Raw genomic sequence first — 22,127 nt, 5'->3', positions numbered from 1 at the left:
AGTGGCCGTCGACGACCTACCGGCACCGGTGGTGACGTTCCTCAACGTCATCGGCGTGCCCTGGCCCTACATCAACGAGGACGAGGTCCGCGCCTTCGCCGCCATGGTGCGGCAGTTCGGCCAGGCCGTGGAGCGGACGCACGCCGAGGCGACCCGGGCGATGGAGTCCTTCGCCCAGGCCTACCAGGGCGCCGCCACCCAGCGGATGCAGTCCGGCTGGTCCCAGCTCTCCGAACGGCACACCCGGGAACTCGTCACGGGCTGCACCCTGCTCGCCGAGGCGCTGGAGGTCGGCGCCGAGGTGATCGTCGCCCAGAAGGTCGAGGCCCTGGTCGAACTCGGCGTCATGGCCGCCACCTTCATCGCCGACCAGGCCGCCGCCGTGGCCACCCTCGGCCTGGCCGAGGCCGCCGTGCCGGTGATCGTGGAGGCCGGGAAGAAGCTGCTGGAGACGCTCAAGCAGCAGATCATCCAGTACGTCATCGGCGAGATCATCGAGGCCGCGGCCAAACCGCTCTTCGCCAAGATCGAGCACGCCATGTCCGGCCTGGACTGGGGGCGGACCGCGGCCGCGTCCGGCGCCGCGGACGGCTTCAGCCTCGACGCCGACCTGGCCGACCAGCACCTGCGGACGATGCGCGCCCACACCGAGGCGTTCCGCGGCCACGCGCAGGAACTGCGCGGCGGACTCGCCGGGCTGGCGTTCTGATGGCGGCCGGGGGAGAGGAGCAGGCGGTCTTCCGGGCGCTCAAGAACGACGCCGTGGAGTCGCTGCCGAAGATCGCCGAGAAGCACGCCGCCGTCGTCGAGGAGGCCGCCGAGAAGGGCGCCCGCAACCTCGCCGCGCACGCCGCCACCGAGGCGAAGATCGCCGAGGACCTCAAGGCGGTGGCCCCGCGGGACCTCAAGGTGGCGGGCCCGAAGGGCCTGGAAGGGGCCGGCCCGCGCCTGGCGGGCGAGGAGTCCGCACTGGCCGGCGAGGCCGGCGCGGTCCCCGGCCCGCGCACCGGGCCCGCCCCCGGCCCGCCGGAGGCCGAGCAGTACGGCAACGGGGCGCTCCGCGACGGCACCGGCTACCAGCAGCAGATCGACGAGGAACTGGCCCCCCGCGGCCTCGACCGCGCCGAGCACGACCGGCTGCGCATGAGCCCCACCAACACCCTCACCGAGGAGCAGGCCCGCCAGGTCGTCCAGGTCCGCGACGCGATCAAGCTGGACGAGGGCCGCATGGTCACCAAGATCGTCAAGCCCGACGTCGCGGAGGCCTACCTGGAGAACTCCACCACGCTCGGCGGCCGCGCCTTCGACCCCGGCGAGTTCCGCGGCTCCATCGCGCGCGGCTCCGACACCGCCGACCTGCGCAGCATGGACGACCTGCGCAACGGTCTCGCCCTCGACGACGGCGGCGCGGGCTGGACCCCGGTCCCGCCCGGCGCGTCCGAGGCGTACCAGCTGCGCTTCCCCGCCCCGCACGGCATGGAGGCCGACCCGACCCTCGGCGCGGTCAACGACCAGGCCCTGGCCGACCGCATCGCGGGCATGGCCGGGCAGAATGCAGGCAAGAACTGGGACGCACCGTTCCTGGGCACCGGCTACACCGGCGGCGGCGTCCCGGAGTGGGACGCCAGGCCCACCGGCTTCCCGCACGGTGCGGAGATCTGGCGGATGAACGCCGACGGGACGGAAGAGGCCGTCGGCCGCTTCGACAAGAGCGATGGGCTGTGGAAGTACTATGACAACTGACCCTTCGGGCCGTCACCACCAGCCGGTGAAGGGCGAGTTCGCGGCCTTCCGGGGGGTGGTGCACCCGGCCCGCCCGGCCGCCGGCCGGTGGCCCTGCGTGGAGCTGCTCCCCGCCCCCGGCGTCCCCGCCCCCGAGGGCGTCGCCCCCCGGCTCGCCGCCGACGGCTCGGTGCTCGGCTACCCGCTGCCGCCCGAGCGGCTCGACGCCTGGTACGCCGTGCACTGGACCTTCCACTGGCGGGGCGAGCCCTTCGAGTGCACCGACCGCGTCGACGCCACCGTCTCCGGCAACTACCTCGGCGAGGACCGGGAGTTCGCCCGGCAGCACCTGAAGCGCCGGGTCACCGGCTACCGGGGCGTCTTCCCGCTGGCCGAGGTCACCGAGCCCGAGGAGCACCGCCGGGACCTGCTGGCCCCGCACCTCGACCTGGTCCGGCGGCTCGCCGAGGCCGACCACTTCCGCCCCGGCTGCCGCGCCGTCCTCGGCGGCACCGTCCACCGGGCCGCCCCCGCCACCGACCCGCAGGGCCTGGTCGCCCTCGCCGACGGCGGCGCGGTCCCCCCGGCCCAGCTCGACGCCTGGTACCGCACCCACTGGACGTTCCGCTGGCGGGGCGGCCCGTTCGAGGCCGTCGGCACGGTCGAGGGCCGGATCAAGGGCGTCTACACCGGCGGCAGCTGGGGCTTCGCCGACGCCAACCAGCTGGACGAGGAGAGCGCCCCCGACGGCACGCACACCCGGTACACGGTCGAGGCCGAGCTGGACAGCGTCACCGACCTCGCCCCCCACCGCACCGACCTGCTGCCCCCGCGCTGACCGGCTGCCCCGTACTGACCGGCTGCCCCGTACCGACCGACGCCCCCGCCCGGCGGCCCCGCGGCCGCCGGGCGGAGGTGCCGCACCGGAAAACGCAGAAGACCCCTGCCGAAGCAGGGGTCCCACACTGGTGTCCGAGGGGGGACTTGAACCCCCACGCCCGATAAAGGGCACTAGCACCTCAAGCTAGCGCGTCTGCCATTCCGCCACCCGGACCGGGTGTTCACCTCGGGGCTCCCTTTCGGCTGCCCCCTGGCGACAGAGAGAACACTACCAGGCCCGGCGAGTGCTTCTCACCTGCGTTTTCGGCACCCCGCGCACCCGCCCCGCACGCCCGTCCCGCCCGACCGGGACGGAACCGGACAACCCGGGCGCCCGGTCGGCCGCCGCGGGGGCGATTGCGCTGGTCGCGGGGGGCGGCGGCGATTTCGGACGGGCGTTCTGGCGGCAACAGTGGGCCGGGGGCGCGCCGCGACCGGCCAGGACGGCGCACAACACGCACCGAATCGGTCGGGAACCTTCACGACACGCGTAGTTCCAGTCCCGGTGCGGGTCGACGGGGGGTGCTCTCCTAGCCTCTGTGGACCAGGGAGCCTTGAGCGGAACGCCCGATTCCCGACAGCCGCCGCCGGCCGGACCCCGGCGCGGGAGCCTCCCGTCACCGCGTGAAGGGCGGCGTGCAGTGGAACAGACGGACAAGGCGGCTTCGGTCACCGCGACCTGGTGGCCCGGCCGCGAGCCCGCACCGGGCCCGGAACCGGGCGTGTGGCGGTTCTCGGCGGTCTCCCACGAGGCGTCGGTGCCGCGCACCAGACACGCCGTGCGGGACCGGCTGCTGGCCCAGGGGATGGCGGGGGAGCGCTACCAGGAACTGGTGGACGACCTGCTGCTGATCGTCTCCGAGCTGGTCTCCAACGCGGTCACCCACGCGGCGGTGCTCTCGCCCGAGGTGGTCTGCGAACTCGCCATCGCCCCCGACCGGGTGCGGATCTCGGTGGTCGACGGCCACCCGTACCGCCCCAGGGCGCAGGAGAACGACCCGGCCCGCCCGGGCGGGCGCGGGCTGCTGCTGGTCAAGAGCGTCACCCTGCAGGCGGGCGGCGAGTGCGACGTGGAGCGCACCGAGGACGGCGGCAAGGTGATCTGGGCCAGCCTGCCGCTGCCGGGCCCGGGCGCCGCCGGGGCGGGCCCGGAGGCCGACCCCGACGACGATCCCGACTACTGAACCGGACGCCCGCCGGCGCCCCGGGTCCTACCAGTCGTGCCCGGCGATCTCCCGGATGCCCGGCAGCGCCGCCTCGAAGACGGTCTCGAACCACACCGAGAACGGCTTCTCGGCCCGCAGCTCGCGCAGCTCGGCGGCGGTCACGAACCGGGTGTCCTCGATCTCGTCCGGGTCCGGCTCCAGGTCCGCGGTGACCAGCCCGACGAACAGGTGGTTCCACTCCCGCTCGATCAGCCCGGACGCCTCGTCCGGCAGGTCGTAGCGGACGGTGCCCGCCTCGCACAGCAGGGCCGGTGCGGCGCCGAGCTCCTCCGCGGTGCGGCGGGCGGCGGCGGTGAAGGGCTGCTCGCCGGGGTAGGGGTGGCCGCAGCAGGTGTTCGACCAGACGCCGGGCGAGTGGTACTTGCCGAGCGCCCGGCGCTGCAGCAGCAGTCGGCCCTGGCGGTCGAACAGGAAGACCGAGAAGGCCCGGTGCAGCCGGCCGGGCTGCTGGTGGGCCCAGAGCTTCTCGCCGGTCCCGATGGTCACGCCGTCGTCGTCGACCAGTTCCAGCAGGATCCCGCCCGGCGCCGTCCCGGACGGGGCGGCGAGTTCCGGCGAGAGGGCTTCGGTCGGGCTGACAGCAGGGCTCATGGGCACAATGCCCCTTTCGGCAGGTGGACCGGGGCCGCCCGCCCGGGCCGGGGGCTCCGGGGCGGCCCGCCCCGCTCCGTGGGGTCGGCAGCGCGCGCGTCGGCCCGGACCGGCCGGTCCGCCGACGGCGTCGGGGCCCAAGTCTGCCGCATGGCCCGCCCGCCGCGGGGCCGCGACGCACACCCCGGGGTCGGAGGACGGCACCACTGGCAGAAGTGTTCGAGCGGCGGTCGGGCCCGGTCACCGGACGTTCACCGGACCGCCCGGAACGATCACCGAACCGCGCGGGGCCGCGTTCTGGCAGGTCGCCGGGGTCGCCTACCATCAGTGGCACCGGGCGGCCCGCAGCGGCCGCCCGCTCGGCGCGCCGCAGCCGCGGCCGCACCAGGCCCGCACGGTACGACCTCCCCGGATCGGCGCCGCGCGGCACCGAGACCCCTTGGAGTCCCGCATGATCGGCCTCGTCCTGGCCGCCGGCGCCGGCCGCCGGCTCCGCCCCTACACCGACACCCTGCCCAAGGCGCTGGTGCCGGTCGACGGGGAGCGGACGGTGCTCGACCTGACCCTCGGGAACTTCGCCGAGGTCGGGCTGCGGGAGGCCGCGATCGTGGTCGGCTACCGCAAGGAGGCGGTGGCCGAGCGGAAGGAGGCGCTGGAGCGGAAGTACGGCGTCAGGCTCACCCTGGTCGAGAACGACAAGGCCGAGGAGTGGAACAACGCCTACTCGCTGTGGTGCGCCCGCGAGCTGTTCGCCGAGGGCCTGCTGCTCGCCAACGGCGACACCGTGCACCCGGCCTCGGTGCAGCGCACGATGCTGGACGGCAACGACCGCCGGGCCAAGGAGGGCCGGGCCCCCGGCATCCTGCTCGCGCTGGACACCGTGAAGAAGCTCGCCGACGAGGAGATGAAGGTCGTCGTCGACCCCGAGCTGGGCGTCCGCCGGATCACCAAGCTGATGGACCCGCTGGACGCCACCGGCGAGTACATCGGCGTCACCGTGATCAACCCGTCCGCGGCCGGTGCGCTGGCCGACGCGCTCCAGACGGTCTTCGAGCGCGACCCGCAGCTGTACTACGAGGACGGCTACCAGGAGATGGTCGACCGCGGCCTGACCATCGACGTGCAGCCGATCGGCGAGGTCTCCTGGGTCGAGGTCGACAACCACGACGACCTCGCCAAGGCCCGGGAGATCGCGTGCCGGTACTGACCCGCCTGGTGCCCTCGCCGGTCTTCGTGGAGATCCGCGCGGGCGCCCTGGACTCCCTCGGCGGCATCCTCGCCGACCAGCGGCTGTCCGCCGCCGGCCGGATCGCGGTGGCGATCAGCGGGGGCTCCGGCGCGGTGCTGCGCGAGCGCCTGGAGCCCGCCCTGCCCGGCGCGGACTGGTACCTGGTCGAGGACGGGAACCTGGACAGCGCGGTCCGGCTGACCGACGAGATCCGCCGCGGCCACTACGACGCCCTGGTCGGCCTCGGCGGCGGCAAGATCATCGACGTGGCGAAGTACGCCGCGGCGCGGGTCGGCCTGCCGGTGGTCGCGGTCGCCACCAACCTGGCCCACGACGGCATCTGCTCCCCGGTCTCCACCCTCGACAACGACGCCGGGCGCGGCTCCTACGGGGTGCCGGGCCCGATCGGCATCGTGGTCGACCTGGACGTCATCGCCAAGGCCCCGAAGCGCTTCGTGGCCGCCGGGATCGGCGACGCGGTCTCCAACATCTCCGCCTGCGCGGACTGGGAGCTCTCGCACGCGGTGACCGGCGAGCCGGTCGACGGGCTGGCCGTCGCGATGGCCCGCTCGGCCGGGGAGAACCTGCTCCGGCACCCGGGCACCCTGGAGGACCCGGACCTGCTGACCACGCTGGCGGAAGCCCTGGTACTGTCCGGCATCGCGATGAACATCGCGGGCAGCACCCGGCCCAGCTCGGGCGCCTGCCACGAGATCTCGCACGCCCTGGACGTGCTGTACCCCAAGCGGTCCGCGCAGCACGGCGAGCAGGTTGGCCTCGGCGCCGCCTTCGCCTGCCACCTGCGGGGCGAGCGGGAACTGTCCGGACTGATCGTGGAGCGCCTGCGCTTCCACGGCCTCCCGGTGACCGCCGATCAGATCGGATTCACCGGGGCGGAGTTCACCGAAGCGGTGCACTACGCTCCGAACACCAGACCGGGGCGCTTCACCATCCTCGAACACCTCGACCTCTCCGCCACAGACATCAGGGACGCGTACGCCGACTATGTCCAAGCCGTCAACAGCTGAACGCCCGCCGGTCGACCTCACCCGGCGCCCGTCGATCGAGGAACTGCGGGCGGTGATCCACCCCGAGGGGATGCTGCAGCGCCGCAGCGCCGAGCACTGGGCGGGCCGCCTCTACATGCGGCGGATCTCGCTGCGGATCACCCGGGTCCTGTCGACCGTCACGGTGATCACGCCCAACGGCCTGACGTACCTGATGATGCTCACCGGCGTCCTGGCGGGCGTCGCGCTGGTGGTGCCGGGCCTGACCGGAGCGGTCCTCGGCGCCCTGCTGATCCAGGTCTACCTGCTGCTGGACTGCGTGGACGGCGAGGTGGCCCGCTGGCGGCGGCAGACCTCGCTCACCGGCGTCTACCTGGACCGGGTCGGCCACTACGTCTCCGAGGCCGCGCTGCTCACCGGCCTGGGCCTGCGCGCCGCCGACCTGTTCCACCGCGAGGGCGCGCACGCCGCCTGGCAGTGGGCCTTCCTCGGCACGCTGGCCGCGCTCGGCGCGATCCTGATCAAGTCCGAGACCGACCTGGTGGACGTGGCCCGGGCCCGCTCCGGGATGACCGCCGTCGAGGACAGCGCCTCGGTGCCGCGCTCGACCGCGGTGGCCAAGGCCCGCCGGGCCGCCTCGCTGCTGAAGTTCCACCGCCTGGTCGGCGCGGTCGAGGCCTCGCTGTTCATCCTGGCGGCGGGCATCGCCGACGCGGTCCGCGGCGACCTGTTCTTCACCCGCCTCGCGGTCGCGGTGCTGGCCGCCATCGCGGTGCTGCAGACCGTCCTGCACCTGCTGTCCATCGTGCTCTCCAGCAGGCTGCGATGAGCGACGACTTCCGCCTCGGCGCGGTGATCATCACCATGGGCAACCGGCCCGCCGAGCTGAACGCCCTGATCGAGTCGGTGCGCGCCCAGCAGGGCCCGCCGGTGGAGCTCGCGGTGGTCGGCAACGGCGCCCCGCTGCCCCCGCTGCCCGCGGGCGTGCGCACCGTCGAGCTGCCGGAGAACCTCGGCATCCCGGGCGGCCGCAACGTCGGCATCGAGCTGTTCGGCCCGGACGGCCGGGACGTCGACGCGGTGCTCTTCCTGGACGACGACGGCCTGCTGCCGAACACCGACTCGGCGCGGCTGCTGCGCGAGGCCTTCGCGGCCGACCCGGCGCTGGGCATCGTCTCGTTCCGGATCGCCGACCCCGAGACCGGCACCACCCAGCGCCGCCACGTGCCCCGGCTGCGCGCCAGCGACCCGCTGCACGGCTCCCGGGTCACCACCTTCCTCGGCGGCGCCAGCGCGGTGCGCAGCGCGGTCTTCCCGCAGGCCGGGCAGCTGCCCGCGGAGTTCTTCTACGCGCACGAGGAGACCGACCTGGCCTGGCGCGCGCTGGACGCCGGCTGGTCGATCGACTACCGCCCGGACGTGGTGCTGCACCACCCGGCGACCTCCCCGGCCCGGCACGCCTCGTACTTCCACAACGTGGCCCGCAACCGGGTGTGGCTGGCCCGGCGGAACCTCCCGGCCCCCCTGGTGCCTCTCTACCTGGGAACCTGGTTCCTGCTGACCGTGCTCCGCCGCCCCCCCAAGGAGGGGCTGCGGGCCTGGTTCGGCGGGTTCCGGGCCGGCTGGAGCGAGCCCTGCGGCCCGCGCCGACCGATGAAGTGGTCCACCGTCTGGCGCTTGACCAGGCTCGGCAGACCGCCAATCATCTGATCGCGGCCGGATCGGCCCTCCCCGGACCGACCGCGAACGCACCAGAGCTCCCGTGGTACGCCCCGGTCCCCGCCCCGTCCCCCCGGGGCTGGGGATGACGACCCCCTGAAGGACGAATGTGTCGACACTGAGTGACCCGGTCAACCTCTCCGCACCAAGGGGTTCCGACGCGGGTCTGACCCCGAAGCAGCTCGCGGACAAGTACGGGTTGTCCGTCAGCGGCAAGCGGCCGAGCCTGCCCCAGTACATCCGCCAGCTCTGGGCCCGGCGCAGCTTCATCGGCGCCTTCGCCACCGCCCGCCTGGTCGCGCAGTACACCACGGCGAAGCTGGGCCAGCTCTGGCAGGTGCTCACCCCGCTGCTGAACTGCGCGGTGTTCTACCTGGTCTTCGGTGTGATCATGAAGAGCCGGGACGGCGTCCCGGTGTACATCGCCTGGCTGTGCATCGGCGTCTTCGTCTTCCAGTTCTCGCAGAGCGCGATCCAGGCCGGCACCCGGTCGGTCTCCGACAACCTCGGCCTGATCCGGGCGCTGCACTTCCCGCGCGCCTCGCTGCCGATCGCCTTCACCGTGATCCAGCTCCAGCAGCTGCTGATCTCGATGGTGGTGCTGGTCGCCATCGTGCTGGCGAACGACATCATGCCCGCGATGACCTGGTTCCTGATCATCCCGGCGCTGCTGCTGCAGTCGATGTTCAACACCGGCCTGGCCATGGTGATGGCCCGGATCGGCGCCAAGACCTCCGACATCTCGCAGCTGATGCCGTTCCTGCTGCGCACCTGGATGTACGTCTCCGGCGTGATGTACTCCGTCTCCGGCTACATCCAGAGCTGGCCGACGGTCTGGCAGACGGTCTACTCCTGGAACCCGGCCACGGTCTACATGGACCTGATGCGCTACGCGTTCATGCCGGACAGCTTCGACCCGCACAAGTACCCGGGCGGCTACGACGCCCAGGGCCACGCGCTGCCGAAGGCGCTGATCCTGCCGGACCACATCTGGATCATGGCCGGGACGTGGGCGCTGGTCGCCTTCGTGCTCGGGTTCGTGTTCTTCTGGAAGGCCGAGGAGGAGTACGGCCGTGGCTGACGCAGCTCTCGACACCCTCAAGGAGGCCACCGCGGTGGACAACCAGGCCCGGGTCCCCACCGTGGTGGTGGACGACGTGCACATCGTCTACAAGGTGCACGGCGCCGGTTCCGGCAAGGGCAGCGCCACCTCGGCGCTGAGCCGGATCATCACCCGCAAGAAGTCGCCCACCATCCGCGAGGTGCACGCGGTGCGCGGCATCAGCTTCACCGCGTACAAGGGCGAGGCGGTCGGCCTGATCGGCTCGAACGGCTCCGGCAAGTCGACCATGCTGGCGGCCATCGCCGGCCTGCTGCCGACCGAGCGGGGGGCCATCTACACCAACGGCCAGCCCTCGCTGCTGGGCGTGAACGCGGCGCTGATGAACGACCTGACCGGCGAGCGCAACGTGGTGCTGGGCTGCCTGGCGATGGGCATGTCCCCGGCCCAGGTGCGCGAGCGGTACCAGAACATCGTCGACTTCTCGGGCATCAACGAGAAGGGCGACTTCATCTCGCTGCCGATGCGCACCTACTCCTCCGGCATGGGCGCCCGCCTGCGGTTCTCCATCGCGGCGGCGAAGACCCACGACGTGCTGCTGATCGACGAGGCCCTCGCCACCGGCGACCAGGGCTTCCAGCAGCGCTCCAAGGCCCGGATCAACGAGCTGCGCAAGGAGGCCGGCACGGTCTTCCTGGTCAGCCACGACAACAACGCGATCCGCGAGGTCTGCGAGCGGACCATCTGGATCGAGCACGGCGAGATGATCATGGACGGGCACACCGACGAGGTGGTCCGCCGGTACGAGAAGGGCGACCGCCCCTGAGCGGGAGCGGGTCGCACGGCGCAGGGCCGGTGCGCGGGGAGCGGATCCCCGGGCACCGGCCCTGCGCCGTGCGGCGGGTGAAGGCGGGTCGACGGACGCGTGTCCGTGGCGCGGAGGCGGTGCGGCCCGGTGTAGAACGGGGGAGTGACGGCAGTGTCGGATTCAACTAAGTCAGATAACCAGACAATGGCGGTGACGCTGGACAAGGCCGACCTGGAGAACTTCCCGGTCGCCCCCGGCTTCCTGCCCGCCGCCTGGCGCGGCGACCTGATGGCGGTCTACGGCTACGCCCGCCTGGTCGACGACGCGGGCGACGGCGACCTCGCCGACCCGGCCGCCGCCGCCCGGCTGCTGGACGTCCCGGGCGACCCCGCGGACGCGGGCTTCCGGCTCGCCCTGCTGGACGGCCTGGAGCGCGACCTCGACCGCGCCTTCGCCACCGCCCTCGGCGACGACCCGGCCCCGCACGGCACCGTCCTGGGCACCGACCCCGGCGAGCCCCGGCACCCGCTGGTGCGCCGCCTCGTCCCGCTGATCGAGCGGCACGCCGTCACCCCCGAGCCCTTCCGCCGCCTGATCGAGGCCAACCGGGTGGACCAGACCACCACCCGCTACCCGACCTACGCGGACCTGCGCCACTACTGCACCCTCTCCGCCGATCCGGTCGGCCGCCTGGTGCTCGCCCTGGCCGGCCGCGCCACCCCCGACCGGATCGAGCTGTCCGACGCGATCTGCACCGCGCTGCAGGTCGTCGAGCACCTCCAGGACGTCGCCGAGGACCTCCGGCGCGGCCGGATCTACCTCCCGCTGGAGGACCTCGCCTCCTTCGGCGTCACCGAGCACGACCTCGCCGCCGACACCGCCTCCCGCGGCGTGCGCCAGCTGATCGCCTGGGAGGCGAGCCGGGCCCGGACCCTGCTCGACCGCGGCGCGCCGCTGGTGGGTACGGTTCACGGGAGGCTCCGACTGCTGCTGGCGGGATTCACCGCCGGCGGGTACGCGGCCCTGGACGCCATCGAGGCGGCCGGGTTCGACGTGCTCGCGCACCGGGCGAAGCCCGACAAGCGCCGCCTGGCCGGCCGGGCGGCGGCACTCTTCGCGAAGGGAAGGTGAGCGCCCGCGTGGGGGCATCACCACTGGCGTCCGCGCCGGTCATGGCGGCGTACCGGTACTGCGAGGCGGTCACCGCCCTGCAGGCCCGCAACTTCAGCTACGGCATCCGGCTGCTGCCCGAGGCCAAGCGGCTGGCGATGTCGGCGCTCTACGCGCTGGCCCGCCGGGTCGACGACATCGGCGACGGCGAGCTTCCCGCCGAGCAGAAGGCCGAGGCGCTGGCCCGCACCCGCGCCCTGCTGGACGAGGTCCGCACGGGCGCGGTCGGCGAGGACGACACCGACCCGGTCAAGGTCGCGCTGGCGGACGCGGCCCGCCGCTTCCCGATCCCGCTCGGCGGCTTCGACGAGCTGGTCGACGGCGTCGAGATGGACCTCAAGGGCGTCGAGTACGCCACCTTCGAGGACCTCAAGGTCTACTGCCGCTGCGTGGCCGGCTCGATCGGCCGGCTCTCGCTCGGCGTCTACGGCTGCGAGGACCGGGAGCGAGGCGCCGAGTACGCCGACACCCTGGGCCTGGCCCTGCAGCTCACCAACATCCTGCGCGACCTGCGCGAGGACGCCCTGAACGGCCGCACCTACCTGCCCACCGAGGACCTGGTCCGGTTCGGCTGCCAGCAGGGCTTCGCCCTCCCCGTCCTCCCGGTCGGCGCCGACTTCACCGGCCTGGTCGCCTTCGAGGCCGAACGCGCCCGGGCCGCCTTCGAGGAGGGCCTGCGCCTGCTGCCGATGCTCGACCGCCGCAGCCGCGCCGCCACCGCCGCGATGGCCGGCATCTACCACCGCCTGCTCGGCCGGATCGCCGCCGACCCCCAGTCGGTGCTCCGCGGCCGGGTCTCGCTGCCCGGCTGGGAGAAGGCGTACGTGGCGCTGTCCGGGCTCGCCGGAGGGCGTTCTTGATTCTCGCGCCAGTTCTGTCACGCTGTGTCAACGGGGGGTCACGACGCATGCGCACGTTGTCGTGCCCACAGTCCACTGCGACCCGGGAGGGCCGATGAGCACGCCGACAGCGCAGCGGGACCGCAGCGCCGTGGTCGTCGGCGGCGGCCTGGCCGGCATCACCGCCGCCCTCCGCCTCGCCGACGCCGGGGTGCGCACCACCCTGCTGGAGGCCCGCCCCCGGCTCGGCGGCCTGGCCTTCTCCTTCAAGCGCGGCGAACTGACCGTCGACAACGGCCAGCACGTCTACCTGCGCTGCTGCACCGCCTACCGCGGCCTGGTCGAGCGGCTCGGCGCGAACGGCCTGGTCGACCTCCAGCCCCGGCTGGACGTGCCGGTGCTCTCCGTCGCCGCCGACGGCACCCGCCGCCTCGGCCGGCTGCGCCGCGCCGACCTGCCCGTCCCGCTGCACCTGGCCGGCAGCCTCGCCACCTACCGGCACCTCTCCCCGGCCGACCGGCTCCGGGTGGTGCGCGGCGCGCTCGCCCTGCAGCGGCTCGACCTCGCCGACCCGGCGCTGGACGACCTCTCCTTCGGCGAGTGGCTGCGCCGGCACGGCCAGACCCCGGCCGCCGTGGCCGCCGTCTGGGACTTGGTCGGCGTGGCCACCCTGAACGCCACCGCCGACCGCACCTCGCTGGCGCTGGCCGCGATGGTCTTCAAGACCGGCCTGCTCTCCGAGCCGGGCGCCGCCGACATCGGGGCGGCGAACGTCCCGCTCGGCGAGATCCACCACGACCGGGCGCTGGCCGAGCTGGAGCGGGCCGGGGTCCGGGTGCTGCTGCGGACCAGGGCCGCCGAGCTGAAGGCCGCCGAGCAGAACGCCGTCCGGCTGGAGGGCGGCGAGCTGCTCACGGCCGACACCGTGGTGCTGGCCGGCGCCCAGGACGCCGCGGCCGCCCTGCTGCCGCCCGGCGCGCTCCCCGAGCAGCACCGGCTGGCCGACCTCGGCACCGCCCCGATCCTCAACGTGCACGTGGTCTACGACCGGCCGCTGATCCGCCGCCCGTTCTTCGCGGCGCTCGGCTCCCCGGTGCAGTTCGTCTTCGACCGCACCCGGCACTCCGGGCTGGCCGTCCCCGGCGCCCAGTACCTGGCGGTCTCGCAGTCCGCGGTCGAGGACGAGATCGACCTGCCGGTCGCCGAGCTGCGCGCCCGCTACCTGCCGGAGCTGGAGCGGCTGCTGCCCGCCGCCCGCGGCGCCCGGGTGCTGGACTTCTTCGTCACCCGGGAGCGCACCGCGACCTTCGACCCGGCGCCCGGCACCGCCGCGCTGCGCCCCGGCGCGCGCACCGGAGCGCCCGGCGTCCTGCTCGCCGGGTCCTGGACGGCCACCGGTTGGCCAGCGACCATGGAGGGTGCGGTGCGCAGCGGTCACGCGGCGGCCGACGCCGCCCTGGCCGGCCACGGTCGGCTCCCGGTCGACCGGGGGGACGGGCGGTGGCCCCGATGACACCGAGCCCCCTCCCCCCGACCACCGACACCACAACCGTCCGGCCGCCCGCCGCGGCCGGACGGACGCACCGAGAGGGAACGCCCGTGGAGGCACGCACCGGCTCGACGGTCGAGGACACCCCGACCGTCCTCGACCTGCTGGCGCGCGGACGCACGCTCTGCACGCCGCCGATGCGCGCGGCCGTCGCCCGTTTGGCGGCACCGATGGACACCGTCGCCGCCTACCACTTCGGCTGGATCGATCGGGACGGCAAGCCCGCCGCGGGCGACGGGGGCAAGGCCGTGCGCCCGGCGCTGGCCCTGCTCTCGGCCGAGGCGGTGGGCGCGGACGCGCAGGTGGGCGTACCCGGCGGCGTGTCGGTCGAGCTGGTGCACAATTTCTCCCTCCTCCATGATGACCTGATGGACGGTGACGAGACGCGCAGGCACCGGGCCACCGCCTGGACGGTGTTCGGCCCGGCGCAGGCCGTACTGGTCGGCGACGCGCTGGCCACCCTCGGCACCGAGGTCCTGCTGGACGCCGCGGTGACCGGCGGGGCCGCCCCGGCGGACGCCGCCCGCGCCGTCCGCCTGATCACCACCGCCACCCGGCGGCTGATCGACGGCCAGGCGCTGGACGTCTCCTTCGAGCAGCGCGACGCGGTGACGGTCGAGGAGTGCCTGGCCATGGAGGGCGGCAAGACCGGAGCCCTGCTGGCGGCCTCGGCGGCGATCGGCGCGGTGCTGGCCGGAGCCGACGACCGGGTGTCCGACGCGCTCCAGCGGTACGGCTACCACCTGGGCCTCGCGTTCCAGGCGGTGGACGACCTGCTGGGCATCTGGGGCGCCACCGAAGTGACCGGCAAGCCGCACTGGAGCGACCTCCAGTCGCGGAAGAAGTCGCTGCCGGTGTGCGCCGCGCTGGCCGAGGGGGGCACCGCCTCCCGCGAGCTGGCCGCGCAGCTGGCCGACCCGACCGGCCGCGGCGAGGAGAGCGAGCAGGTGCTCGCCGCCCGCGCCGCGCTGATCGAGCAGGCCGGCGGACGGGCCTGGACGCAGGAAGAGGCCCGCCGCCAGTACGACACCGCCCTCGCCGCCCTCGGCGAGGTGCCCATGGCCGACGAGGTGCGCGAGCACTTCGTCGCACTCGCCGAATTCGTGGTGGTCAGAGAGAGGTGACGTAAGAGTGACAGCAACCGCGGGTGGAAGGCTCGGACCCCAAACCTCAGTTGCAGTAACACGATCTGACGATTCCTCACCAGTGGCGGCGCTCAGCCGCGCCACCGCACACCTGCTGTCACTCCAGCACGCCGACGGCTGGTGGAAGGGCGACCTGGAGACCAACGTCACCATGGACGCCGAAGACCTGCTGCTCAGGGAGTTCCTGGGCATCCGCACCGAGGAGCAGACCCGGGCCACCGCGGCCTGGATCCGCTCCCGGCAGCGGGAGGACGGCACCTGGGCCACCTTCCACGGCGGCCCGCCCGAGCTCTCCACCACCGTCGAGGCGTACGTGGCCCTCCGGCTCGCCGGGGACGCCGCGGACGCCCCGCACATGCGGGCCGCCGCCGCCTTCGTCCGCGAGCGCGGCGGCATCGCCGCGAGCCGGGTGTTCACCCGGATCTGGCTCGCCCTGTTCGGCTGGTGGCCCTGGGAGGAGCTCCCCGAGCTGCCGCCCGAGGTGCTGTTCCTGCCCAGCTGGGCGCCGCTGAACATCTACTCCTTCGGCCAGTGGGCCCGGCAGACCATCGTCCCGCTCACCGTGGTGTCCGCGCACCGCCCGGTCCGCCCCGCCCCGTTCGGCCTCACCGAACTGCACGCCGACCCGGCCGACCCGCACCCGCGGCGGCCGCTCGCCCCGCCGCACACCTGGGACGGCCTGTTCCAGCGGCTCGACCAGCTGATGCACCGCTACCACCGGCACGCCATCAAGCCGCTGCGCCGGCTGGCCCTGCGGCAGGCCGCCGCCTGGATCGTCGAACGCCAGGAGGCCGACGGCTGCTGGGGCGGCATCCAGCCGCCCGCCGTCTACTCGCTGATCGCGCTGCGGCTGATGGGCTACCGGCTCGACCACCCGGTGATGAAGGCCGGGCTCGCCGCCTTCGACTCCTTCACCGTCCACACCGAGGACGGCAAGCGCTGGCTGGAGGCCTGCCAGTCCCCGGTCTGGGACACCTGCCTGGCCGCCATCGCGCTGCGCGACGCCGGGCTGCCCGGCGACCACCCCGCCCTGGTCCGGGCCGGCAGCTGGATGCTCGACGAGGAGGTCACCACCCGCGGCGACTGGTCCGTCAAGCGCCCCCGGCTGGCCCCCGGCGGCTGGGCCTTCGAGTTCCAGAACGACACCTACCCGGACGTGGACGACACCGCCGAGGTGGTCCTCGCACTGCGCCGGATCGACCACCCCGAGACCGCCCGGCTGGTCGGCGCCGTCGAACGGGCCGTCGAGTGGAACCTCGGCATGCAGTCCAAGGACGGCGCCTGGGGCGCGTTCGACGCCGACAACACCAGCAAGCTCCCCAACAAGCTGCCGTTCTGCGACTTCGGCGAGGTCATCGACCCGCCCTCGGCCGACGTCACCGCGCACGTGGTGGAGATGCTCGCCGGTACGGGCCGCACCCGCGACCCGCGCACCCGGCGCGGCGTCGCCTGGCTGCTGCGCCACCAGGAGGCCGACGGCTCCTGGTTCGGCCGCTGGGGCACCAACTACATCTACGGCACCGGTTCGGTGGTGCCCGCGCTGATCGCCGCCGGGATCACCCCCGGCCACCCGGCCGTCCGCCGGGCCGTCGCCTGGCTGACCGACCGGCAGAACCCGGACGGCGGCTGGGGCGAGGACATGCGCTCCTACGAGGACCCGGCCACCTGGGCCGGCCGCGGCGAGTCCACCGCCTCGCAGACCGCCTGGGCGCTGATGGCGCTGCTCGCCGCCGGGGAGCGCGACTCCGCGGCGGTCGAGCGCGGCGTCGGCTGGCTCACCGCCACCCAGCGCCCCGACGGGACGTGGGACGAACCGCAGTTCACCGGCACCGGCTTCCCCTGGGACTTCTCCATCAACTACCACCTGTACCGCCTGGTCTTCCCGGTCACCGCGCTCGGCCGCTACGTGCACGACGCCCCGCTCGGCCGGGGCGGTGAGGGGTGAACGGGCCGCTGCTGGTGCTGTGCGCGCTCGGGCCGGAGGCCTGGGCGCTGCGCGGCGGCGACTGGTCGGGCGCGGCGGGCGGGCCGCCGGTGCTGGCCCGCACCGGCATGGGCCGCCGGGCCGCCGGGCAGAAGGCCGCCGCGCTGCTCGACGCGGGCGGCTACGGCGCGCTGCTGGTCGCCGGGTTCGGTGCCGCGCTCGGGCCCGGCGTGCGGCCCGGCGAGGTGATCGTCGCCGACCGGGTCACCGACGCCGAGGGCGGCGACCACCCGCTGCCCTCCGCGCCCGCGCTCGCCACCGCCCTGGAGGAGGCCGGACTCCGGGCCCACCTGGGCACCCACCGCACCGCCGACCACGTGGTGCGCGGTGCCGAACGGGCCCGGCTGCACCACGAGGGCGCGCTCGCCGTCGACATGGAGGCCGCCGCCGTCCTCGCCGCCCGCGCCGCGCACGCCCCCGACCTGCCCGCGGCCGTGCTGCGGGTGGTCGTCGACACCCCCGAACGGGAACTGCTCCGCCCCGGCACCCTGCCGGCCGGGGTGCGCGCCTGGCAGGCCCTGCGCGCCGCCGTCCCCGCCCTCACCGCGTGGCACCGGCAGGTCGCCGCCGCGCCCGACCCGCTGACGAACCCACAGCCCTCGACGCTCCCCCAGGAGGCGAGCTAAGCCATGGCCATGCCGCTGCGTCAGACGATCCGCGTGTCCACCTACCTCATGCAGCAGAAGATCAGGGGGCGGAAGAAGTTCCCGCTCATCGTCGAGCTGGAGCCGCTGTTCGCCTGCAACCTCAAGTGCGAGGGCTGCGGGAAGATCCAGCACCCGGCGGGCGTCCTCAAGCAGCGGATGCCGGTGGCCCAGGCGGTCGGCGCCGTCCTGGAGTGCGGCGCCCCGATGGTCTCCATCGCCGGGGGCGAGCCGCTGATGCACCCCCAGATCGACGAGATCGTCCGCCAGCTGGTGGAGCGCCGCAAGTACGTCTTCCTGTGCACCAACGCCCTGCTGCTGCGCAAGAAGCTCGACAAGTTCACCCCTTCGCCGTACTTCACCTTCGCCGTCCACATCGACGGCCTGGAGGAGCGGCACGACGCCTCGGTGGCCAAGGAGGGGACGTTCGCGGAGGCCGTCGAGGCGATCAAGGAGGCCAAGCGGCGGGGCTTCCGGGTCACCACCAACTCGACCTTCTTCAACACCGACACCGCGCAGACCGTGGTCGAGGTGCTGGACTTCCTCAACGACGACCTCAAGGTCGACGAGATGATGATCTCCCCGGCCTACGCGTACGAGAAGGCCCCCGACCAGGAGCACTTCCTCGGCGTCGAGCAGACCCGGGAGCTGTTCCGCAAGGCCTTCGCCGGCGGCAACCGGCGGCGCTGGCGGCTCAACCACAGCCCGCTCTTCCTGGACTTCCTGGAGGGCAAGGTCGACTTCGAGTGCACCGCCTGGGGCATCCCCAACTACTCGCTGTTCGGCTGGCAGCGCCCCTGCTACCTGATGTCCGACGGCTACGTCCCCACCTACCGCGAGCTGATCGAGAAGACCGACTGGGACAAGTACGGCCGCGGCCGCGACCCGCGCTGCGAGAACTGCATGGCCCACTGCGGGTACGAACCGACCGCGGTGCTCGCCACCATGGGCTCGCTCAAGGAGTCGATCCGCGCCGCCCGCGAGACCCTCGCCCCGCCCAAGGTGGTCTGACAGCGCGTCAGGGCCCGGCGCGGGCGGCCCACGCCGACAGGCGACCGCGCCCGCCGGGCCGCAGGCTGGGACACGACAGCCACGCACACCGAACCAGGCCGTGAGGGGTACGCCATGCCACTGCTGAGCCGGATCACCGGGCCCGCCGACCTCAGACGACTGCACCCCGAGCAGCTCCCGCTGCTCGCCGACGAGATCCGCGACTTCCTGATCGACGCCGTCACCCGCACCGGCGGCCACCTCGGCCCCAACCTCGGCGTGGTCGAACTCAGCATCGCCCTGCACCGGGTCTTCGACTCCCCGCACGACCGCGTCCTGTGGGACACCGGCCACCAGGCCTACGTCCACAAGCTGCTCACCGGCCGGCAGGACTTCAGCCGGCTGCGCGCCAAGGACGGGCTCTCCGGCTACCCCTCGCGCGCCGAGTCCGAGCACGACCTGATCGAGAACTCGCACGCCTCCACCGCCCTCGGCTACGCCGACGGCATCGCCAAGGCCAACCAGCTGCTCGGCGTGGACCGCTGCACCGTCGCCGTGATCGGCGACGGCGCGCTCACCGGCGGCATGGCCTGGGAGGCGCTCAACAACATCGCCGAGGCCGAGGACCGCCCGCTGGTCATCGTCGTCAACGACAACGAGCGCTCCTACGCGCCGACCGTCGGCGGCCTCGCCCACCACCTCGCCACCCTGCGCACCACCCGCGGCTACGAGCGCTTCCTCGCCTGGGGCAAGGACGCCCTGCAGCGCACCCCCGTGGTCGGCCCGCCGCTGTTCGACGCGCTGCACGGCGCCAAGAAGGGCTTCAAGGACGCCTTCGCCCCGCAGGGCATGTTCGAGGACCTCGGCCTCAAGTACCTCGGCCCGATCGACGGCCACGACATCGCCGCCGTCGAACAGGCGCTGCGCCAGGCCCGGCACTTCGGCGGCCCGGTCATCGTGCACTGCCTGACCGTCAAGGGCCGCGGCTACCGGCCCGCCGAGCAGGACGAGGCCGACCGCTTCCACGCGGTGGGCCCGATCGACCCGTACACCTGCCTGCCGACCTCCCCGTCCGCGGGCGCCTCCTGGACGTCCGTGTTCAGCCAGGAGATGCTCGCGCTCGGCGCCGAGCGCCCCGACCTGGTCGCCGTCACCGCCGCGATGCTGCACCCCGTCGGGCTCGGCCCGTTCGCGGCCGCCCACCCCGGGCGCACCTACGACGTCGGGATCGCCGAGCAGCACGCCGTCGCGTCCGCCGCGGGCCTGGCCACCGGGGGGATGCACCCCGTCGTCGCGGTGTACGCGACCTTCCTCAACCGGGCCTTCGACCAGGTCCTGATGGACGTGGCGCTGCACCGGCTCGGCGTCACCTTCGTGCTCGACCGGGCCGGGGTCACCGGCAACGACGGCGCCTCGCACAACGGCATGTGGGACATGTCGATCCTGCAGGTCGTCCCCGGGCTGCGGCTGGCCGCCCCGCGCGACGCCGACCGGCTGCGCGAACAGCTCCGGGAGGCCGTCGCCGTCACGGACGCCCCCACCGTGGTGCGCTTCCCCAAGGGCGAGCTCGCCCCCGACGTCCCGGCGATCGAGCGGATCGGCGGCGTCGACGTGCTGGCCCGCACCGGCCCCAGCCCCGACGTGCTGCTGGTCGCCGTCGGCTCGATGGCCCCCGCCTGCCTGGACGCCGCCGCGCTGCTCGCCGCCGACGGCATCACCGCCACCGTCGTCGACCCGCGCTGGGTCAAGCCCGTCGACCCCGCGCTGGTCGCGCTGGCCGCCGCGCACCGGATGGTGGTCACCGTCGAGGACAACGGGCGGGCCGGCGGCGTCGGCGCCGCCGTCGCCCAGGCCATGCGGGACGCCGAGGTCGACACCCCGCTGCGCGACCTGGGCATCCCGCAGGAGTTCCTGGCGCACGCCTCGCGCGGCGAGATCCTCGAGGAGGTCGGACTCACCGGCACCGGCGTCGCCGCCCAGACCGCCGCCTACGCCCGCCGCCTGCTGCCCGGCACGCGGAGCGGCGCCCAGGAGTACCGGCCCCGGGTGCCGCGCAAGTAGCCACCGATCGGAGAGAACCAGCGTGACCCAGGCCGAACCGCTCGACCTCGCCGCCCTGCTCGCCGCCCGGGGCGGCGAGCGCTACGAGCTGCACGCCCGCTACCTCAACCCGCAGCTGCCCCGGATGCTGCACACCATCGGCTTCGACCGGTACTACGAACGCGCCAAGGGCCCGTACTTCTACGACGCCGAGGGCAACGAGTACCTCGACATGCTCGCCGGGTTCGGCATCTTCGCGCTCGGCCGCCACCACCCCGCCGTCCGGGCCGCGATCGAGCAGGTGATGGAGCTGGAGACGGCCGACCTGACCCGCTTCGACTGCTCCCCGCTGCCCGGCCTGCTCGCCGAGCAGCTGATCGCCCTGGCCCCCGGGCTGGACCGGGTGTTCTTCGGCAACAGCGGCACCGAGGCGGTCGAGACGGCGCTCAAGTTCGCCCGGTACGCCACCGGGAGGCGCCGCGTCCTGTACTGCGACCACGCCTTCCACGGCCTCACCGCCGGCTCGCTCTCCGTCAACGGCGAGGGCGGCTTCCGCAAGGGCTTCGACCCGCTGCTGCCCGACACCGCGATCCCGCTCGGCGACCTGGACGCGCTGAAGAGGGAGCTCAGGAAGGGCGACGTCGCGGCGCTGATCGTCGAGCCGGTCCAGGGCAAGGGCGTGCTCGCCCCGCCGCCCGGCTGGCTGGCCGCCGCCCAGGAGCTGCTGCACGCCCACAAGGCGCTGCTGATCTGCGACGAGGTGCAGACCGGCGTCGGCCGCACCGGCACCTTCTTCGCCTACCAGGCGGAGGAGGGCGTCCGGCCCGACCTGGTGTGCGCGGCCAAGGCGCTCTCCGGCGGGTACGTGCCGATCGGGGCGACGCTCGGCAAGTCGTGGATCTTCGAGAAGGTGTACTCCTCGATGGACCGCGTCCTGGTGCACTCCGCCAGCTTCGGCTCCAACGCCCAGGCGATGGCCGCGGGCCTGGCCACCCTGCACGTGATGCGGCAGGAGGGCGTGGTGGAGAACGCGGCGAAGGTCGGCGAGCTGTTCCGGAGCCGGCTGGCGGCGCTCACCGAGCGGTACGAGCTGCTCGCCGAGGTGCGCGGGCGCGGGCTGATGATCGGCATCGAGTTCGGCCGCCCCAAGTCGCTCAAGCTGCGCACCGGCTGGACGGCGCTGCAGGCCGCCCGCAAGGGCCTGTTCGCGCAGATGGTGGTCGTCCCGCTGCTCCAGCGGCACCGGATCCTCACCCAGGTCTCCGGCGACCACCTGGAGGTGATCAAGCTGATCCCGCCGCTGATCGTCACCGAGAAGGAGGTCGACCGCTTCGTGGACGCCTTCACCGAGGTGATGGACGACGCCCACCGCGGCAGCGGCCTGATGTGGGACTTCGGCCGCACCCTGGTCAAGCAGGCGGTCGGCTCGCGCTAGCTGTTCTGTCCTGTGAGGTTGGGGACGCGGCTGGCGGGTGGTTGGCCGGCGAGTGCGGTGTGTCCGCGGTGGTGATTGTAGGTGTGGAGCC

General features: G+C 73.7%; 20 protein-coding genes and 1 tRNA gene. 19 read left to right on the top strand and 2 right to left on the bottom strand.

All coding sequences use genetic code 11. The features are described from left to right. The first annotated feature begins 1 nt into the window (after nt 1). Genes OO57_RS29355 through OO57_RS29345 form a run of 3 tightly spaced genes read left to right on the top strand, consistent with a single transcriptional unit; the run spans nt 2 to nt 2,560 of the window. Nucleotides 2–709: a hypothetical protein gene (locus OO57_RS29355; RefSeq protein WP_033255731.1), complete on the top strand. Its 708-nt coding sequence runs from the start codon at nt 2–4 to the stop codon at nt 707–709. Next, nucleotides 709–1,743, top strand: a complete 1,035-nt coding sequence (locus OO57_RS39930) for a hypothetical protein (RefSeq protein WP_051778392.1) — start codon at nt 709–711, stop codon at nt 1,741–1,743. The genes OO57_RS29355 and OO57_RS39930 overlap by 1 nt, the downstream gene beginning before the upstream one ends. Next, a complete protein-coding gene (locus OO57_RS29345) occupies nt 1,733–2,560 on the top strand; it encodes a hypothetical protein (RefSeq protein WP_158715263.1) in 828 nt (275 codons plus the stop codon). Before OO57_RS39930 ends, OO57_RS29345 begins: the two co-directional genes overlap by 11 nt. Before the next feature lie 128 nt (nt 2,561–2,688). On the opposite strand, the gene OO57_RS29340 is transcribed toward OO57_RS29345, so the two are convergent. Next, a tRNA-Leu gene (locus tag OO57_RS29340) sits at nt 2,689–2,776 on the bottom strand. Nucleotides 2,777–3,242: 466 nt separating this feature from the next. Here OO57_RS29340 and OO57_RS29335 point away from each other — a divergent pair. Further along, nucleotides 3,243–3,785 (top strand): ATP-binding protein, encoded by a 543-nt coding sequence (locus OO57_RS29335; protein ID WP_033255728.1) that lies wholly within the window; start codon nt 3,243–3,245, stop codon nt 3,783–3,785. A gap of 27 nt (nt 3,786–3,812) precedes the next feature. On the opposite strand, the gene idi is transcribed toward OO57_RS29335, so the two are convergent. Further along, the gene (gene idi, locus OO57_RS29330) at nt 3,813–4,418 is read right to left on the bottom strand and encodes an isopentenyl-diphosphate Delta-isomerase (RefSeq protein ID WP_106974143.1); all 606 of its coding nucleotides are present in this window, start codon (nt 4,416–4,418) and stop codon (nt 3,813–3,815) included. A gap of 451 nt (nt 4,419–4,869) precedes the next feature. On the opposite strand from idi, the gene OO57_RS29325 reads away from it, so the two are divergent. The 15 genes from OO57_RS29325 to OO57_RS29255 all read left to right on the top strand — a co-directional run bounded on the left by OO57_RS29325 (nt 4,870) and on the right by OO57_RS29255 (nt 22,036). Beyond that, complete coding sequence (locus OO57_RS29325) at nt 4,870–5,625, top strand: sugar phosphate nucleotidyltransferase (RefSeq protein ID WP_033255726.1); 756 nt, start codon at nt 4,870–4,872, stop codon at nt 5,623–5,625. Beyond that, entirely contained in the window at nt 5,613–6,674 is a 1,062-nt protein-coding gene (locus tag OO57_RS29320; RefSeq protein WP_033255725.1) for an iron-containing alcohol dehydrogenase family protein, read from the top strand. Before OO57_RS29325 ends, OO57_RS29320 begins: the two co-directional genes overlap by 13 nt. After that, complete coding sequence (locus OO57_RS29315) at nt 6,652–7,482, top strand: CDP-alcohol phosphatidyltransferase family protein (RefSeq protein ID WP_081974045.1); 831 nt, start codon at nt 6,652–6,654, stop codon at nt 7,480–7,482. The genes OO57_RS29320 and OO57_RS29315 overlap by 23 nt, the downstream gene beginning before the upstream one ends. Continuing rightward, nucleotides 7,479–8,363 (top strand): glycosyltransferase family 2 protein, encoded by an 885-nt coding sequence (locus OO57_RS29310; protein WP_033255724.1) that lies wholly within the window; start codon nt 7,479–7,481, stop codon nt 8,361–8,363. The genes OO57_RS29315 and OO57_RS29310 overlap by 4 nt, the downstream gene beginning before the upstream one ends. A gap of 118 nt (nt 8,364–8,481) precedes the next feature. Further along, entirely contained in the window at nt 8,482–9,453 is a 972-nt protein-coding gene (locus OO57_RS29305; RefSeq protein WP_033255723.1) for an ABC transporter permease, read from the top strand. After that, entirely contained in the window at nt 9,446–10,258 is an 813-nt protein-coding gene (locus OO57_RS29300) for an ABC transporter ATP-binding protein (RefSeq protein ID WP_051778391.1), read from the top strand. Before OO57_RS29305 ends, OO57_RS29300 begins: the two co-directional genes overlap by 8 nt. Before the next feature lie 186 nt (nt 10,259–10,444). Continuing rightward, entirely contained in the window at nt 10,445–11,371 is a 927-nt protein-coding gene (hpnC, locus tag OO57_RS29295; protein WP_051778390.1) for a squalene synthase HpnC, read from the top strand. Nucleotides 11,372–11,412: 41 nt separating this feature from the next. Further along, nucleotides 11,413–12,270 carry a presqualene diphosphate synthase HpnD gene (hpnD, locus tag OO57_RS29290; protein WP_051778389.1) on the top strand — a complete coding sequence of 286 codons (858 nt, stop codon included), beginning with the start codon at nt 11,413–11,415 and terminating at the stop codon, nt 12,268–12,270. Between the two features lie 94 nt (nt 12,271–12,364). Continuing rightward, nucleotides 12,365–13,762, top strand: coding sequence for a hydroxysqualene dehydroxylase HpnE (hpnE, locus tag OO57_RS29285; protein ID WP_033255720.1), 1,398 nt, complete (start codon nt 12,365–12,367; stop codon nt 13,760–13,762). Between the two features lie 86 nt (nt 13,763–13,848). After that, nucleotides 13,849–14,922: a polyprenyl synthetase family protein gene (locus tag OO57_RS29280; protein WP_033255719.1), complete on the top strand. Its 1,074-nt coding sequence runs from the start codon at nt 13,849–13,851 to the stop codon at nt 14,920–14,922. 82 nt (nt 14,923–15,004) lie between these two features. Further along, entirely contained in the window at nt 15,005–16,888 is a 1,884-nt protein-coding gene (gene shc / locus OO57_RS29275; RefSeq protein ID WP_234337554.1) for a squalene--hopene cyclase, read from the top strand. Continuing rightward, nucleotides 16,885–17,553: a hypothetical protein gene (locus tag OO57_RS29270; RefSeq protein WP_063737671.1), complete on the top strand. Its 669-nt coding sequence runs from the start codon at nt 16,885–16,887 to the stop codon at nt 17,551–17,553. Before shc ends, OO57_RS29270 begins: the two co-directional genes overlap by 4 nt. Before the next feature lie 3 nt (nt 17,554–17,556). After that, the gene (gene hpnH / locus OO57_RS29265) at nt 17,557–18,582 is read left to right on the top strand and encodes an adenosyl-hopene transferase HpnH (RefSeq protein ID WP_033255717.1); all 1,026 of its coding nucleotides are present in this window, start codon (nt 17,557–17,559) and stop codon (nt 18,580–18,582) included. Between the two features lie 114 nt (nt 18,583–18,696). Next, entirely contained in the window at nt 18,697–20,622 is a 1,926-nt protein-coding gene (gene dxs / locus OO57_RS29260; RefSeq protein ID WP_033255716.1) for a 1-deoxy-D-xylulose-5-phosphate synthase, read from the top strand. Between the two features lie 22 nt (nt 20,623–20,644). Continuing rightward, nucleotides 20,645–22,036, top strand: coding sequence for an aspartate aminotransferase family protein (locus OO57_RS29255; RefSeq protein ID WP_033255715.1), 1,392 nt, complete (start codon nt 20,645–20,647; stop codon nt 22,034–22,036). Nucleotides 22,037–22,127: the final 91 nt, after the last annotated feature.

This window comes from Kitasatospora phosalacinea (assembly GCF_000717185.1).
GTDB lineage: Bacteria > Actinomycetota > Actinomycetes > Streptomycetales > Streptomycetaceae > Kitasatospora > Kitasatospora phosalacinea_A.
This window is presented reverse-complemented; position numbering and strand designations above follow the sequence as displayed.

What these genes read in the sequence shown, in the direction of transcription:
- OO57_RS39930 (WP_051778392.1), top strand. Translation starts at nt 709, where the DNA reads ATGGCGGCCGGGGGAGAGGAGCAGGCGGTCTTCCGGGCGCTCAAGAAC.
- OO57_RS29345 (WP_158715263.1), top strand. Translation starts at nt 1,733, where the DNA reads ATGACAACTGACCCTTCGGGCCGTCACCACCAGCCGGTGAAGGGCGAG.
- idi (WP_106974143.1), bottom strand. Translation starts at nt 4,418, where the DNA reads ATGAGCCCTGCTGTCAGCCCGACCGAAGCCCTCTCGCCGGAACTCGCC.
- OO57_RS29325 (WP_033255726.1), top strand. Translation starts at nt 4,870, where the DNA reads ATGATCGGCCTCGTCCTGGCCGCCGGCGCCGGCCGCCGGCTCCGCCCC.
- OO57_RS29315 (WP_081974045.1), top strand. Translation starts at nt 6,652, where the DNA reads ATGTCCAAGCCGTCAACAGCTGAACGCCCGCCGGTCGACCTCACCCGG.
- OO57_RS29310 (WP_033255724.1), top strand. Translation starts at nt 7,479, where the DNA reads ATGAGCGACGACTTCCGCCTCGGCGCGGTGATCATCACCATGGGCAAC.
- hpnC (WP_051778390.1), top strand. Translation starts at nt 10,445, where the DNA reads ATGGCGGTGACGCTGGACAAGGCCGACCTGGAGAACTTCCCGGTCGCC.
- hpnD (WP_051778389.1), top strand. Translation starts at nt 11,413, where the DNA reads ATGGCGGCGTACCGGTACTGCGAGGCGGTCACCGCCCTGCAGGCCCGC.
- hpnE (WP_033255720.1), top strand. Translation starts at nt 12,365, where the DNA reads ATGAGCACGCCGACAGCGCAGCGGGACCGCAGCGCCGTGGTCGTCGGC.
- hpnH (WP_033255717.1), top strand. Translation starts at nt 17,557, where the DNA reads ATGGCCATGCCGCTGCGTCAGACGATCCGCGTGTCCACCTACCTCATG.
- dxs (WP_033255716.1), top strand. Translation starts at nt 18,697, where the DNA reads ATGCCACTGCTGAGCCGGATCACCGGGCCCGCCGACCTCAGACGACTG.